Here is a 16,360-nt window from a genome sequence, read left to right as displayed (position 1 = left end):
GAAAGGACTAGCCAAGCTCTGCCATGCGGAGCCGCTCGACAGCTCACCGCCCTGTGTAGAGGCCGGCAAGATCGACCCCATTGTTCCCATGTTCCGGCAGGGCCGGTACCAGATGATGTACTGGTACCGGATCTCTTGGGTGGGAAGATTGGGGTATGGAACTGGGCGGTTGGATTTCAACGATTGTTGCAGGCTTGTTGAGCGGTCTTTTGGGCGGTATCTGGTCTGCGGCGGTCATTGCACGCAAAGGTGAGGTAGCCCGGAAGCGGTATGTGGCAGAACTGGCTACATGGCGCGAGCTTGCCACCTACCGCGACCTGCTCAGGTACGACCACGATCAGGTGTATGTCCAGCAGTCGTTTCCAGTGAAGTACGCAGAGATCAAAGGCCAACAGCAGCTGGCCGAGAAGGTCCTCGTTCATCTGCCAGTTCTTGGTCGCAAGACGCGATCCAAGCTCTACAGGGGTCTCTACGCCCTTGTCGGCCCTACGTCTCTTTCGTGGATTGAGAAGTACCTTTACGTTCCTGAAGAGCAAAGAAATGCAGAGGGAGACGGAATTCACCAGGTCGTCGAGCAATACAAGGCAATCAAGGATGAAAAATACCAAGGGGCCATCAGCGCCTTGCTCCGAACGCAAAACAAAACATCCGAGCATCAAGAGCTGTACGACAAGATCATGGCCATGTTTGACGAACTGATGGCACTCGTCGCCCCAGACCGCCCAGGTCCGTGCGAGAAGATCTTCGGGAGGATTACGGATGCTTGGCGTGCTGCGCGGACGAGGGCCAGCCATTTAGGACCCCAGCTTTGACGTGCTGCGGTCAAAGTTTCCCTTACGGTACGCACAAACAATTCCAAGCCGGCAAGCCAGAGCCTTGCTGCCAACAACAATCGGCCATCGTTCGACACCAAATCCGGATTAGTGACCCGTAGCTCCGGAACCTGCAGTCACATAGGCGTCACGCGGGGCGTGACGGGCACCGCTTCGGTGCCAACGGTGTGAGGGATTTTTTGGTTGCGGCAGCAGGGTGGGGGTGAATTGGCCGTGGGGGCTGGCCTGGGGGTGGCGCCGGGCGATGGTCATGGGTGGGGGGAGGTAGTGCTGGGAGGGCTGTGGTGGCAGGAGCGTTCTTCTTGGCGCGGTGGGGGCGGTCGGCTGAAGATGTCAGTGGCGCCTTCTATGGTCGAACACGTATTCTATTAACGAGTTTGTGTGTAGAGGTGTGTTCGATGGTGGTTGGTGAGCGTGTGGATGTCTGGACGACGCCGGCGGGGAGTCCGTTGGGGTTTGCGTGGCGGTCGGGGCGGTATCGGATGACGGAGTTGCCGATGCGGTTTTTTACGCGCCGTCCGTGGTGGACGGAACAGGATCGGGTCAACAAGGGCATTGGTGCGCAGGTTCTCGAGACTGAGGTGTGGCGCCTGACGGCCACGCGGCGCGGCCGCCAGGCGGAGCGGGTGTTTGAGTTGACGCGCGAGGAGTCCGGGTGGCGGCTGGCCAGGATCCTTGGTTGAGGATCTGTGTTCATTCACTTGCATGTTGCCTCCGCGTTTTCCGCCCATTACGGGGTGGATTGGCCCGGCACCCTCGCCGCGGCGGCGAGAGATGGCGGTGCCGATGCCCTGGCCATCACGGATCGTGATGGTCTGTACGGGGTGCCCAAGCACATTGCGGCCTGCCGGCGGGCGGGGATTGACGCGATCCTGGGCGTGGAGCTTGCCACCCTGGACCGCGACGGCGGGGTGTCGGGCCGGGTTGTGGTCCTGGCCCACGGGCACAACGAGGGGGCGGGGTATGCGGCGTTGTGCCGGCTGGTGTCCACCGCGCACACCCGTTCACCGGTCGGGGTGAGCCGGGAAGAGATTGCCGCGCATCTGCTGGCCGGGTCCGGGCCAGTCGGGACCGTGTTGCTGGGGCCGCTGTCGGATGTCGGGCGGCGCGTTGGGGAGCGCGGCGAGGGGCTGGCCTTGCTGCGTGCCTGGCAGGCGGTGCTGCCGGACGAGGCTTTGCGTGTTGAGGTGGTGTCGCATCTTTCCGAGCCCGGGCAGCCGCTGAGTCACCCGCACGCGATTCGCATGCTGCGCCTGGCCGGCCGGTCCGGGATCACTCCCGTGCTGACGAACATGGTCCGGTATGCCGAGCCTGACGGGGCGGTCACCGCGGATGTCCTGGACGCGGCCCGGGCCCTGGCGTGTTTGGATGAGGTGGGGGTGCAGCCGACTGCCCAGGGGTGGCTCAAACCCGTGGCAACCATGAAGGCCCTGGCTATGGAAATTGCGGTGTTGGGCCAGTTTGGGGCGGGGGCGGCCAGGGCGCTGCTGGCGCAGACTGGGGCGCTGGCGGATGCGTGCCGGATTGATCCGGTCACCGATACGGGCTGGGGTGTCCCGGTCATGCCGGAGGCTTCCATCATCGGCATCACCGGCGACCCCCTGGCCGAGCTCTGGGAACGCGCCCAGGCGGGCGTGGAACGCCGCTATCCGGGAATCAGCCTCGCATCCCGGCTGGCTGTGGAGGAGCGGTTGCGGGCGGAGATGGGAACCATCGCCGAGCTTGGTTTTTCGTCCTATTTTTTGACGGTGGCCGAGGTGACCCGGCTGATCCGGGAGATGGGGATTCGCTCCGCCGCCCGCGGCTCCGGGGCCGGCTCCCTGGTGAACTATGCGCTGGGCATTTCCCAGGTCGACCCCATCCGGCACGAGCTGTTGTTTGAGCGGTTCCTGAGCACCGAGAGGCAAACCCTGCCGGATGTTGACATTGATGTGGAGTCGGCGCGGCGGCATGAAATCTACCACCGCATTTTCGAGCGCTTCGGCCCGGAACGGGTGACGTTGATGTCGATGCAGTCCGGGTATCGGGCCCGGGGCGCGGCCCGGGATGCCGGGATGGCGCTGGGCATGGCGCCGGGGGACATTGACGGGATCGCGAAGGGGTTGTGGAGGTTCTCGGCGAGTGAGTTCCGGGAGGCGTTGGATGAAAAGCCGGAACTGCGTGATCTGGCCGGCCGGGTCGAGGGGAACCGGCAGCTGGATCTTCTGGTGGACATCACCGAACGCCTCGACCGGCTCCCACGCCACATCTCCATGCACCCCTGCGGGGTCATCCTCAGCTCCGTGTCCCTGTTGGACCGCACCCCGGTCCAGCCCTCCGGGATGGGACTGCCCATGTCCCAATACGACAAGCACGACATGGACCCCATGGGCTTAATCAAGCTTGATGTCCTGGGCGTGCGCATGCAGTCCGCGATGGCCTACGCCATCACCGAAATCCGCCGCACCACCGGCAAGGCCATCGACCTGGAGGCCGTGCCGCTCGATGACGGGCCCACTTTTGAGCTTATCCGCTCCACCCAGACCCTGGGGTGTTTCCAGATTGAATCGCCCGGGCAGCGCGAACTCATCGGCAAGCTCCAACCGGCCGTCTTTGACGACCTCATCACCGACATTTCCCTCTTCCGCCCCGGCCCCATGCAGGCCGACATGGTCAAGCCGTTCCTGAACCGGCGCGGCGGCTGGGAAACCGTCGCCCAACTCCACCCCGACCTGGAACCGGTGCTGCGGGGCACCTACGGGATCGTGGTCTTCCACGAACAACTCATGCGCATCCTGGACATCTTCACCGGCTGCGGACTCGCCTACGCCGACGTCCTGCGGCGGCACCTCAGCAACGACGACAAACTCCCGGCCGTCGAGACCTACTTTCGGGACCGGTCCACCCAGCGCGGCTACACCCCCGACGCCATTGAGAGGGTGTGGGCTGTGGTCAAGGGCTTTGGCTCCTTCGGGTTTTGCCGCGCCCACGGGGCCGCTTTTGCCGTCCCCACCTACGAATCGGCGTGGCTGAAAACCCACTACCCGGTCCAGTTCCTGGCCGGGCTTTGGACCCATGACCCGGGCATGTATCCCAAACGGCTCCTGGTGGCCGAAGCCCGCCGGCTCGGCATCCCCATCCTGCCCCTGGACGTCAACGCATCCACGGATGAGTACGTCGTTGAACCGGCAGGCGAAGGTGGCCTGGGCATCCGCATGTCCCTGTCGGATGTGAAGGGCATCCAGGCCAAGGAAGTCGAACGCATCCTCAACCAGCGCCCCTTTGATTCTTTGGCCGATCTCAAGCAACGTGCCCGTCTGCGGGTATCCACGATTGAGAGCCTGGCCCTGGTGGGAGCACTCGACTCCCTCTACACCGGCAGCAATCACCGGAGCCGGCGAGACCTCGCGGCATGGAACGAAGCGACCCGTCACAGCAAACGTGGGCACGTGATCCCCGGCCAACTCGCCCTGCCCCTGCCGGCCATCGACGCCGCCTCCATGGCGTCCCGAGAACCGGAGATGACCCCCGTCGATGTCACCCGTGCGGAGCTGGACATCCTTTCCCTGGACGTCACCCACCACCTCATGGACTCCCACCAATCCCTCCTGGACAAGCTTGGAGTCACCCAGGCCAAAGACCTCCTGGGCCTGCGCAACGGCACCTTCGTCCGCGTCGCAGGCGTCAGGGTCGCCACCCAGACACCTCCCATGCACGGCGGCAAACGGGTCGTGTTCATCAGCATCGACGACGGCACCGGCTGCATCGACGCGACCTTCTTCGCCGACGCCCAGAAAGACGTCGCCCCGCCCATCCTCTTCAACACCCGGCTCCTTCTGATCGAGGGCACCACCCGCCGCACAGGCCCGCGCGGCATGTCCCTTCAAGCCACCAACGCCACCGACCTCACAAAGATTTCGCCGGCGCAACACGATCGATGAAAACCGGCTCTAAGCCAATTGAACAGGCGCAATCCGCTGCTCTTTTCAGAGGCAGCGGAGTGCAGCATGAGGCCTTCATGCGGCACCGGATCTTACGGTTGGTGATGGTTATTGGATTGCGAGCCGGAGCCGTTCGATCTCGATGGGGTTGAATCCTGACCAGTGGTGGTGGTCGTTCACCACGACGACGGGGGCCTGGGAGTAACCCAGGTCCTGGACGTACTCGAGGGCGGCGTCGTTGGTGGTCAGGTCGACGACGTTGTACGGGATGCCGGCCTTCTCCAGGCTGCGGCAGGTGAACTTGCATTGCTGGCAGCCTGGCTTGCTGTAAACGGTGATGTCCATTGCTATCGCCTGGATTCGAATCTGTTGGTTGTGGATCCCGTGGCCGGGGTCAGCGGCCCCGGTAGCAGGTCTCTTTGCGTTGCGCCCAGCCCGAGACAACGCCGGCGCCCAGCAGCTGGTCCAGCAGCCTGGCCAGGTGGTAGTCCGGGTCAAACGTCAGGGCAACGTGCATGTAGTTCGCGGCGGCCGTTCCCCTGCCCTTCCACCAGCAGATGTGCCCCAGCATCGTCAACGGGGCCGCCGCATGGGGCGGGGCGGCAATGGTAAGCAGCTGTTTCAGCAACTTTTCGGCGTTGTCGATCCGGTCCCATTGCGGGGCTTGGTCCGTGGCGCCGAAGAGGGTTGCGTCCATGGGCTCGTTGAGGCCTGGCATGTCCGCCAGGAGGTGGTCCCTGAGCCCAACGTTCTGCAGCCCGGCCAGAACCTCGGCCAACTCCCCATCTGTGGGTTCGGAGTCGTGGTCAAGGAGGTCCGTCCACAGCCGGTAGGCAGCGTCCAGGCACTTGGCCGGGTTGGCGGCCACGTCCCGCATGGCGGCTTCGACAGCGTCCTGGGTGGCTCGGGTGGCCGCCAGCTCGGGGATGGGGAGTGTGTCGTTCTCTTCGATGAGGCTGCCCCGATAGACCATCTCGGCATTCAGGACGCTCGAGTCGAGGACATCCAGCGGGGTCTCCCTGCCGCATGAGGCGGGGTCGGCGCCGTCGTAGGCGGCAAAGGATGCCGGGCCGACAATCCATACGTGGCGGACGTGCAGTCCCGCGGTCTGGAATTTGAGCTTGAGTCCCTGAATCAGGGGAGCGAATGGCTTGGGGTGTCCCTTGCCCCATGGCTGGCGGGTGAACAGGGCGATGAGGACGGCGGTCGCGTCACGGTCAATCCCGAAGTAGTGGGCGACGCGCTCCGCATAGGTATCGGCGAAGTCCGTGGCGCCGGGGAGATTCACCCGAAGGGTAGGGCCCAGTGACTTGCCCTCGAGGACGACGCAGACGAGGCTTTCCTTCGGCCAGTAGCCGAGGCTGTGGCCCATGTAGCTGATGGCGTCGGCCGGGCTGCTGATTCTGATCGGTTCCATTGTCCTGCTCCTCCTGTGTGTTCGGTGGCTGGGTGTTCGCGTCCGCCTGCTCTGTTGGTGCCTTCTGGTACGAGGAATCACCGCTGGGTGTTAGGGGCCGGAGGGCAACTTGGGGTACCGGGCACGGGGCAAAAATTGTTTCGAGGAAATAAGCGACGCAGGAGCGCCGAGGAAGAATTTTTGGAGGAGTGGCCGGCGCGCAGCGCCCTGGTTGCGTGGAGGGTCCGCCCAGCGATGATGGGTTACCAGAAGGCACAACGTGGCTTGGCATCTGTCCATATGAATCCATCGACATCGACGCCAAGTACGGCTGACTAGTGGTAGTCAATTGGCGTTGCCTGAGCAACTGCCACTTCGTAGTCATACCCATTCATGGGGCTGACAGGCTGCTACTACGTGATCTGTTGACCGGATCGAACCAACAGAGTTAGACCCTGGAGGAAAGACGTGTGAAGAGTCTTGAATGGACTCTTAGCGGTGTTATGTTTTCCCGCTTTCGGTGCATTGGTGGAGAGAATATCATTTCTGGTAAATAGAAATCGAAGCGATATATGTGTCTGTCACATCGGTCATGCCATTCGCGCGCCTATATTTGTTCCATGACTGATTAGTTCATGGCTGACTATCTGCATGCGACACCGCCACGGGTGCGGGCGGAGGCTCCCGAACCTCTGCCCGCACCCGTGGCCCGATGATCCATAGCATATCGAGACACGCCGGTTCAAGGATTGCGATGCAACCAAGGCTCATGCATGGCAAAATAGTGCTGGCCCCATTTGTTTGCTGGCCGTCCGCGAATTGCGGAAACATATCGCACTTGGGGGATGGGATGACGGCTGAACCTGTAAGAAAAGTTTCGGATGTTCTGGAACGGTTCAGCTCGACCTTTTCGGCGTTTAGCGCCGCCTTTAATGAAGGACAGTACGTCCTATGGCTTGGTTCGGGCATCTCGCGCGAGCGAGTTCCGAATGTCCATGCGCTCCTCATACGCATCGTGGAGCACCTACGGTCGAACATCGTTGAAGGCAAGATAGCGTGCGAATACAGGGTCGCGCTCGACGACGTACTGCGCCTCGCCAGTCTGAGGCCCGAAGAACTGGAGCGCATCGACTTCTCGATCGCAGTTGAGGACTGGCCGCTGCGGGACCGTATCATCTCAGCGCTGGTCACGAACTACTCACAGGTTCTAGACGTGCTCGTGGGTGATGACAACCCAGATGACTATCTCGTCTGGACAGGGCTCGATGTCCCGAACACCTATGGATCACCGGACCTTAAGCCCGATGTAGAGCACTACTGCATTGCGGTCCTCATGCTGGAGGGGCTGGTCCCATCGGCCGTCACGGCGAACTGGGACGGACTCCTTGAGAATGCACTGAATGAACTCACGCCGGCATTTGGCTCACTGGTCCGGGTTGCAGTGAAGCCGGACGATTTTCGCATTGTCGGTCCGCGTCTCGAAGTCATCAAGTTTCATGGATGTGCCGTGCGTGCCCGAGAAGGTGACGATGGGTATCGGCATCTTCTCGTCGCACGCCAATCACAGATTTCGCGCTGGACCGAGTTGCCAGAGAATCGGTCGATGCGCAAGCATCTTGAGGTGCTGTACACAGACCGGTTGACGTTGATGATCGGTCTGTCGGCGCAGGATGCGAACCTCCACACTGTGTTCGCGGGGGCCATCCAGGACCTGGCTCGACCGTGGCCAGCTTCACCGCCTTCAGTTGTCCTCAGCGAAGAGCGGCTGGAGTCCCATCACCGAAACCTTCTCAAGATTACGTATGGCTCGAATCATCCAGGAAACGCAGGCGCTATCGCACAATCAGCCCTTCTCGGGTCGTACGGCAAACCAACGTTATTGGCCCTGATCCTGTCGTCGCTCACCGAGAAGCTGAGCTTTTTAGTTGAGCATGAAGTTGAGAGTATTTGGGGCTCGGCAGTCGTGAGGCAGTTACAGACTGATCTACTTGGACTCCGCGACTTGGCAGCCAGCCAAGCCGACCCCGAAGACTCGGAGGCGCTCGAATACACAGAGAACTTGGAATTTCAGCGGGAGTTCGTTGCCCGTCTTATCGACTTAGTGAACTTGGCCCTGACCGTCTTTCGCACGGGCCGCATGCCGACTCCCAGTAGCGGTCACTATGAACCGCTGTCTGATCGTCCTGCCGCCCAGGCGGTTCTCAACGCAGATTTCCCTTCGAAGCAGTTCGGGCGGCTCGGCGTCGCGCTGGCCCTGATTGGGCGTGGACTTACCGCGGGGCAGTGGTCAGTTGTTCCGGGCAATAGTAGGGCAACCGGCGAGGGAGTAATCCGTCTGATTGGCAGCCAGCGAAGCGCCCGTGTGTACTTTGTAAAAGACTCCGTGTCGTTGACGCAGCTTGGGTTAGAGGGCTCGTTCGATGACCGCGAGGGGGATGTGCTGATCGTCGTCGCTGATGAAGAGCCTCCGCCCCAGACACGGTCTCCGAAATCACGCTTTGGGCGTGATGGCAAAACCAGCGCCGGGCGGTTCAGCGTCGCATCCAACATCACTGACACTGCCTCCGTTGAAGACTTGTATGAGGCATTCAAACTGGCGGGAGGGTTCTGATGACAAGTGTTCAAGATGTTCTAGCTGTATTGGAGAGCGCTGGTTTCGAACGACTTCCGAAGCCTCTGACCGTCGTCGGCACGGAGTTCGACTTCGAGGCCGCTGCCCGCGGGATGAATACTTCTCATGACCTAGTTCTGGTTGCAACTGACCAAGTTCCTCGTAGGCGTCTGCAACGTCTCGTGGCGGGTTTAGCTCGCTCTCTTGACTTGGCGTCGTCGCGCCGGCCTGTGAGTCTCGTTCTTCTCGGCGGAGTCGCGGCCGCCGATCGGATCGACTTGGAGCACTACGCTCGCGTCCTTCCCATCGCGTCCTCCACACCCGACATCGCGGAAATTGAGGAAGCTGTTGCCGTACTCCTGCCCCTGAAACTTCCGAACGCAGACCTGGTCCACGGAAGCGATCCAGTCAACGAAGTGATGGCGGTGCTCGGTCCTATGAAAGCGACATCGAACCACATCACGCTCATCATGGCTGCAGCCGACGGACCCGAGGCAGTACGGGAAGCCTTGCGCCGTTACGCGAATGAAGGGGCGGGTTGGAACGATAATGAGGAGGATGACAATGAGTGACGTTCCCATTCGAAGTCTGATGGTCACGGACTTCCGGCGCATAGAAGGAACACGTGAACTGCCGTTCGACGCGCCCGTCGTTCTCATTCACGGACCGAACGGCACAGGAAAGACCAGCGTTCTGTCTGCGCTAGAGCTCGCTCTGACAGGCGGCATTCGTAGTCTGGAACGTCACTCCGAGGGCTACCGAGCGCACCTCCCATTCCTCGGGCAGTCCTACGCAACGGTTCGAGCCGACGTCGCCGAGTTCCTACAGCCGCGAACGCCAGGCACCACGCTGACTGTGAACGGTGCGAGGTTGGAGGGCACCCCGGCCTTTAACGCCGCCGCGGCGAAGTTCTACGCTGAACGGTGCTACTTGGACCAGGCATCGCTAGGCCGTCTCCTCGACATATACCAAGCTCGCGAGGGCAACGAACAAACCGCGCTCGAGAAGTTCGTGAACGACCTCCTTGGCCTTGAGAAACTGGACGCCCTTCGCATCGGGCTCAGCGATGCAAATGACTTCAGGCTCTTCAAGAAACTCGCGGTCGGCGTCGACGAAGCTGACCGCGAAGCGAAGTTAATAGCAACGCAACTCAAGGATCTCGATGCTCTTCGAGCCGAGACCCGAACGGATGTCGCAAACGCTCGAGCGGCGACGCGCGAGGCCATCGCTGGACTCAATCGTGGAACAACTGCCGACGGTTCTGATGTCGACCTTCTTGAGTTCGTCCGGTCGGCAGTCAACGACGACTCCGCCCGTGTCGAGTCCGCCGCTGCCATAACACTCCACCAGGAACTCATTGCCTTGGGTGGTCGCATCTCGGGACTAGTCGAGCGCCCGACCACGCAAAGAATCGAGGAGACCCGCATTGCGTTGGCGGCTGCAACCGCCGACAGGGAAGCGTGGGAAGCCACGGATGGGGCGAAAGTGAGGGCATGGGAAGCCGCAGCCCAGGCTGCTGGAGTCAGCTTGCGCAGCGAACCGCGTATCGCTGTCGAGCACGCCACTTACCTGGCCTTCCAGGATCTAGAGAATGTCTCCCACGTTCGTCGGCAGGCCGAATCGGTCAGCACGCAACTTGAGGCCGGACGAGCTGAGTTGGATATGCTTCAGAATCGGCTTGAAGACGCTCACGAGTATTCAAGTGCCCTCATCGAGGGCTTGGCTGCAGTCCGCAGCGTCGTCGACGACAGTAACAGGTGCCCTGTCTGCGACCGTGATTTCACTGAGACCGGTAATCACAGCCTCTTAGCGCACATCGATACAAGACTGGCTGAACTCACTAGTCACGGACAGCGCCTTGTTGACCTGCGGAACGAGCGCGAGCAACTAGCCGCACGGGTCGCGCGATTGGAAATCGACTACACCCAACTCACGGCTCGGCTCCTAGGTGCTGACCAACAGCAGGCAATCAAACAGCGGCACGCAGCCCTCGTTGAACTTACTGCCCAAGTCGGGGGAATCGAAGCCGCCAAGTCCAACGGCACTGACCATACCCGGCTTGTGCGTGACCTTCAGCAATCACTCGAGGACCTTGAGGCCGCTACTTCAGAAGAACACCACATCAGCCGTGAACTCGCAAGATACGCGGATCGTCTGGGGGTCACCGTGGTTTCGACATTCGATTCGTTCCAGACGGCGGCGGCCGAACTACTTGAATACGCAGAAAATCAAGTCGCCCGTCTCACCGACAGAGGCAACAAATACCGGAAAGCAAGCGCCGAAGCGGCTCGTCTAACAGCCGCGCTCGAACGCGAATCCATAGCTGTTCAACGCCTCGCCGAAATTGCCGAAGACAAGAAGCGATGGGACAGTCGTGTCGCTGAAGTGAGGCGCCGCCAAGGGGTAGCGAAAGAAGTCCACGAAGCCGCAACACAGGCACGCACCAATATCGTCCACCGTGTCTTCACTGAATCCCTCAACGAGGTCTGGAAGACCGTATTCACCAGGCTGGCCCCGAACGAAGGATTCATTCCAAGTTTCGGCATCCCCAGTGCCACAAAGAAGACGTTTGACATCAAGCTGGAGACCACCCATCGCACCGGGGAAGCCAGCGGCCCACCACAAATGATGCTGTCTGCCGGAAACCTGAACACCGCAGCACTGTCCCTGTTCCTTGCGCTCCACCTCGCCGTTGAACCCATCGTCCCGTGTCTCGTTTTCGACGACCCCGTCCAGGCAATGGACGAAGTGCATGTGGCGCAGTTCGCTGCCCTCATACGCATCCTTTCGAAGCAGAACGACCGGCAAATCATCATCGCTGTCCACGAACGTGAGCTGTTTGATTACCTAGCTCTCGAGCTCAGCCCTGCCTATGAAGGTGACGAGCTCATCACGATTGAGCTCGGTGAACGCGCAACCGAGGAAGACCAAGGCATTACCCGCCACCTCTGGGCACCAGACGCCGCAATATCCAACTAAATCCCGCGTCCCGGGCGGCGCGAGGCTACGAGGCGGCACACCACTAGCTGGGAGTAGGCAATTCGCTGGCCGCAAACAGATCAGGCGGCAGAGCATCCGAACGAAGCTGAGTTAACCAACTTTCAGTCCGTCATCGAAGGATCTTAGCACCAGTTCAAGGCGGTCGAAGGCGTCGTCGCCGAAGAGGTCGTCGGGGCCGGTGGGCGCCAGTTCGCTGTACGGGGACTTGTAGAGGGCGTCGATGGGCACGGAGCCGTTTTCGGATAGCTGCGTGGTGAGTACTGACAGGAAGTCCAGTTGCGCGGCGTTGAGCGTGGATCCGCTAATGAAGTCGGACAGGACCTCCTCCACGGCGGCCCGGTCGAGCCCGACCAAGGATCGGACAAAGTGGGCCAGTCCCTCGGATCGGGCGCGTGCCAGGTCTTCGGCGGTCCCCGCACCGCTTTCAGCGAGGATCCTCTCGAGTTCGGCCAGGTCCAGTTCTGTCAGCGGCTTGTTGCGGCGCAGGCGCTGCAGGGTGGCGAGGTCCAGGTGTGCCCGAAGGTAGGTACGCACCTTGTCACGGTAGCGGGAGAAGTCGTTGACGCCTGAGTGGACGCCGTCCAGTTCAATTTCCACGAGGTCCCCGAGCTCGTCCTCGAAGTTGGTGTAGACCACGGTGCGGCGCTTCCTCTCGATCAGGTGCACCAGCCCGCGCAGCTTTCGCCGCACGGATTCCAGCCACTCCACGGAAACGGATTCCCATTCGTGGTTGTCCGCAATCTGTTCCAGCAAGGCCAGGGTGGGCGCGATGGCCGGGTTGTTGGGCTGGTCAGCCAAGGCGGCTGCGACAGCCTGAATTTTCCTGCGATAAAAGTCCAGGGCTCCGGGATTCGCCAATGCGGCAAGCTGGGCATTGAGCACGAGCAGGTCAAATCGCTTGGCCTCCTCATGGCCTGCCGGCGTGCCTTGGCCTGCAACGCGCGCCAGCCCGGACTCGATGGCCGCAATGTCACCTTCGCCCAGCCCGTCCCAGCCCTCGGGCGCGGAGTACTTCTCGACGGCCTGCCGGTGCGGCTTGACCAGGAAGTTGGCCTGGGGGAGCCGTGCCACCTGCCCGGACAGGGTGTGGACCAGGTCCGTGACCAGGGAGGGGGACGCGTCGGCTGCGCGGGCTGCGTAGAGCAGCTTGGCCCGCGCCGCAAATGTCAGCTCCGATAGGGAGCGGCCCGTGGAGCCCTCGTTACCGTCCAGCCCGGCGTTGAAGTATTCGGCGTTCCGGCACAGGTCAAAGATGAAGAAGTCCTGCTTGTCCTGGCCGGGCCCATAGAGATCGGTGCAGGGCCGGGTGCCGCGACCAACCATCTGCCAGAACTTGGTTTTGGAGCGGACCATCTTGAAGAACACCAGGTTGACCACTTCGGGCACGTCGATCCCGGTGTCCAGCATGTCCACGGAGACCGCAATGTGCGGGTTGTCCCCCTTGCGCATGAACGCCTCGATCAGGCTGGAGGCATAGTTCACCTGGTAGGTGATGACCTGCGCGAAGTGACCCTTGAGGTGCGGGTAGTTCTTGTCGAACTGCGCGGCGATGAAGTTGGCGTGGTCGTTGTTCTTGGCAAAGATGATGGTTTTGCCCAGCCGGTCTCCGCCGGCCACCTTGTGTCCGCGCTCCATCAGGACTTCCAGTGCCTTGTTGACGGTGTCGGTGTTGAACAGCCAGCTGTTCACCACGGCGGGGTCAACGGCGTCGGGAATCACCCCGTCCTCGTCCCACTCAAGGTCGTCCCACTGGTCCTTCTCCGCCTCGGAGAGTTCGTCGTAGCGGATGCCTTCGTAGGGAAACTTCAGCGGCACCGGTACCACTCGTGGCGGCACCAGGTAGCCGGCGGCCGTGGCCTCGTCCAGTTCGTAGGCGAATGTGGGGACGGTGTCCTCGATGTCGAACATGGAGTAGGTGTTGCGGTCCACTTCCCGCTGCGGCGTGGCTGTCAATCCCACCAGCAGGGCGTCAAAGTAGCCGAAGATCGCCCGGTACTTTTGATAGATGGACCGGTGGGCCTCGTCGACAATAATCAGGTCGTAGTAGCCAACCCCGTACTGCCGTGCAGCAATGAGGTTCATTATGGCCGGGTACGTCGCCACGTGGATGCGGGACTCCGCCTCGGAGTCCCGTCCCAGAATCGCCGGGGCACTGCCTGGCAGGTGGGCCTTGAACGCCTTGGCGGCCTGCTCGACCAGGGCCACCCTGTCCGCCAGGAACAGGATACGCTTGGCCCAGTTGGCGTCCATGAGCAGCTTGGAAAGCGCGACGACGGTCCTCGTCTTCCCCGTCCCCGTCGCCATCACGATGAGCTGCTTCCGGTTCGCCGCCTCGAGCGATTCCGTCACGGCCCGGATGGCTGCGTGTTGGTAGCCGCGCTCCACAATGGCGTTGTCGATGGGCTCGCCTGCGAGGCTTCGGCGGGTGTGGCGGCGGGCTACCATCAGTTCCAGCTCGTCCCGGGTGTGGAAGCCCTGGATGGGGCGTTCCGGGTACATGGAGTCGTCCCACAGCCAGTGTTCGTAGCCGTTGGTGTAGTAGATGACAGGGCGCCGGCCGAATTGCCGCTGCAGCGCATCCGCGTACAGCTTGGCCTGCTGCTTGCCGTTGTGGGGGTCTTTGGTGGTCCGCTTGGCCTCCACCACGGCGAGCGGCAGCCCGTCGGCACCCCAAAGGACGTAGTCCACCCAGCCCGTGCCGGCGGCATTGGGCATTCCGGTGACCGGGTACTCACGGTCATCGGGGTTCCCAAGGTCCCAGCCGGCGTCGTGCAGGTCCGCGTCGATCAGGTAGTCGCGGGTGTGGGCCTCGTCGTAGTCATGGTGGTCGGGGACGCCCTCGTTGCGCTCCTTGGCGGCCCTGACCTCGGCCTGGAGCGCGGCCAGCTGCTCTGCCAGGCTGGCCGATTCCGCCTTCGCCGCGGCCAGCGCTGCATCCTTGGCCGCCAGTTCCCCACCCAGTGCCGTGAGTTGCTCCGCGGTTTGCGGCTTAGGCGCGGGCTGGCCGGGCTTGAGCCTGGGCTTGAGGAGCTCCGGGTCGAAGCGCAGGCCTTCCGGCGGGAGATTGGCCGGATCCAGCGTGTAGGTCCGTGCCAGCCAATAACAGACGTGGAAGAGTTCGATGACGGCCTGCTGCGAGGCGAGCGGGGACGGATCCTGTTTGTCGTGGACGGCCCGGTTGCCCATCTTGCGGATGGCATCGAGTTTGTTGCCGATGACGGTGCCGACAATGTCCTTGAATTCACGCTGGTTGGTCAGGGCGTTCAGGTCAGGCTTGTAGGGGACCGGGATGGACGGCTCGGCCTGGTAGATCCAGTCGACCAGGTGTTCCGCGGTGTGGCGGGCGTAAAACATGGAGGTGCGGGGGTCGATGAAGGCGAACTGCTCCGCCTTGCGGGCCCGCTGGGCCAGCGCCTCCCATTCATGGCGCAAGAACGCAAAGTTGCTCTGCACTTCCCCCAAAACCGCTCCGTTCACGACTGCCGCCTCGCTGCGGCCAAGATCCTTTGATTCATTGAACCATGCGGCTGCGATAGAACAGGCGTGCGTACCGCTCTTGGAGCCCTGCTTGCCTGTCTGACACAAGATTAGCGGAGGTCTTCCGGTGGATGCCATCAAGAATTCGCGCTGACGTTTGGCATGTCTGAGCCGGATGTTACGGTTTCATTCATGCAGGGGAGCTATTCGCAAAGCGGCATGCCGCGCCCAAGAACAATCACTCACGTCATCAGTGTGTCCGACGTGGACGAGTTTGGAACCTGCCGACGCAGCATTGAAAACACTTACAGACAGTCAGATGAGGGAAGGCAGGCCAGGGTGAGCGCTACTGGAGTTATTCCGGTGTCAGAAGTACTGGAAGATTTGAAGGATTATTCGCACGAGAAAAAGATCCTTGAGCACGGTTTCACGTTTAATACCCAATGGTGGAAGGAGGAGCTGGCCGCCGCCAACTGGAAATCCGAAGGCAAGCTGGCCGCCGATGCCCCAGCCGAAGTTAATGTTTCCCGCAGCGACTTGTTTGACATGGCTTCAGCTGTCCACAACGGTACCGTGAGTCCGGAGGACTTCGCCTTCAACGTACTTTTGTGGGGTTCCGGTGAGTCTCGCAGAAACAACCGTGCCCGGATCAAGTCGATTGTCGAGGCCAAAGGGGGTGAGGACCTGAAACAGGCATTGGATTTGTCCAGGTCTGATGTGCTGGCTTCGTTTGATGCGTTCAAGCCCAGGGGCAGAAACCGCTTCAGGTATCTTGGGCCCGCGTTCTTTACCAAGCTGATGTATTTCTACGGCTCCGGATCCCCAGAACACAAGCCGCTCATTGTGGACTTGCGCGTGCTGCGGACGTTGTCCCGCACAGAAGCCGGCAATGGCATCTACGTTGGCCACAACTATGGCGTCACCACGTACACCAAGGCGCTGGCCGTCATGGAACACTTATCGGACGTTGCCCGCGCTGAGGGAGGTGCCGACTTGGCAGGATGCACTCCGGATCTTGTCGAACGCTGGGCGTTCGACCAAGGCGGAGCGCCAAAATGACTGAGTAGAATGAATGCAAACCTCCCCAGAAGCTTCGGCTACTGGTTAGAAGGCCCCAACAATG

General features: G+C 61.6%; 10 protein-coding genes. 7 read left to right on the top strand and 3 right to left on the bottom strand.

Annotated elements, in window-relative coordinates:
- Positions 1-155: 155 nt before the first annotated feature.
- From G6N77_RS17280 to G6N77_RS17270, 3 genes are all read left to right on the top strand, one after another.
- Complete coding sequence (locus tag G6N77_RS17280; RefSeq protein WP_165183413.1) at positions 156-812, top strand: hypothetical protein; 657 nt, start codon at positions 156-158, stop codon at positions 810-812.
- 518 nt (positions 813-1,330) lie between these two features.
- A complete protein-coding gene (locus G6N77_RS17275; RefSeq protein ID WP_165183412.1) occupies positions 1,331-1,516 on the top strand; it encodes a hypothetical protein in 186 nt (61 codons plus the stop codon).
- 6 nt (positions 1,517-1,522) lie between these two features.
- Entirely contained in the window at positions 1,523-4,753 is a 3,231-nt protein-coding gene (locus G6N77_RS17270; protein WP_165183411.1) for a DNA polymerase III subunit alpha, read from the top strand.
- Positions 4,754-4,861: 108 nt separating this feature from the next.
- On the opposite strand, the gene G6N77_RS17265 is transcribed toward G6N77_RS17270, so the two are convergent.
- Both G6N77_RS17265 and G6N77_RS17260 read right to left on the bottom strand, forming a co-directional pair.
- Positions 4,862-5,098, bottom strand: a complete 237-nt coding sequence (locus G6N77_RS17265; RefSeq protein ID WP_165183410.1) for a glutaredoxin family protein — start codon at positions 5,096-5,098, stop codon at positions 4,862-4,864.
- Between the two features lie 49 nt (positions 5,099-5,147).
- Positions 5,148-6,170, bottom strand: a complete 1,023-nt coding sequence (locus G6N77_RS17260) for a DUF4192 domain-containing protein (RefSeq protein WP_165183409.1) — start codon at positions 6,168-6,170, stop codon at positions 5,148-5,150.
- Between the two features lie 829 nt (positions 6,171-6,999).
- On the opposite strand from G6N77_RS17260, the gene G6N77_RS17255 reads away from it, so the two are divergent.
- Genes G6N77_RS17255 through G6N77_RS17245 form a run of 3 tightly spaced genes read left to right on the top strand, consistent with a single transcriptional unit; the run spans position 7,000 to position 11,739 of the window.
- The gene (locus tag G6N77_RS17255) at positions 7,000-8,760 is read left to right on the top strand and encodes an SIR2 family protein (RefSeq protein WP_165183408.1); all 1,761 of its coding nucleotides are present in this window, start codon (positions 7,000-7,002) and stop codon (positions 8,758-8,760) included.
- Positions 8,760-9,332, top strand: a complete 573-nt coding sequence (locus G6N77_RS17250) for a hypothetical protein (protein ID WP_165183407.1) — start codon at positions 8,760-8,762, stop codon at positions 9,330-9,332. The genes G6N77_RS17255 and G6N77_RS17250 overlap by 1 nt, the downstream gene beginning before the upstream one ends.
- Positions 9,325-11,739 (top strand): AAA family ATPase, encoded by a 2,415-nt coding sequence (locus G6N77_RS17245; RefSeq protein ID WP_165183406.1) that lies wholly within the window; start codon positions 9,325-9,327, stop codon positions 11,737-11,739. The genes G6N77_RS17250 and G6N77_RS17245 overlap by 8 nt, the downstream gene beginning before the upstream one ends.
- Positions 11,740-11,850: 111 nt before the next feature.
- Here the strand turns inward: G6N77_RS17245 and G6N77_RS17240 are convergent, their stop codons facing one another.
- Complete coding sequence (locus G6N77_RS17240) at positions 11,851-15,237, bottom strand: DEAD/DEAH box helicase family protein (RefSeq protein WP_306986786.1); 3,387 nt, start codon at positions 15,235-15,237, stop codon at positions 11,851-11,853.
- Between the two features lie 162 nt (positions 15,238-15,399).
- On the opposite strand from G6N77_RS17240, the gene G6N77_RS17235 reads away from it, so the two are divergent.
- Entirely contained in the window at positions 15,400-16,296 is an 897-nt protein-coding gene (locus tag G6N77_RS17235; protein WP_165183404.1) for an 8-oxoguanine DNA glycosylase OGG fold protein, read from the top strand.
- The last annotated feature ends 64 nt before the right edge of the window (positions 16,297-16,360 follow it).

The organism is Arthrobacter silviterrae, assembly GCF_011045165.1.
GTDB lineage: Bacteria > Actinomycetota > Actinomycetes > Actinomycetales > Micrococcaceae > Specibacter > Specibacter silviterrae.
The sequence above is the reverse complement of the archived record's forward strand: the minus strand, read 5'-3'. Positions and strand labels throughout refer to the sequence as shown.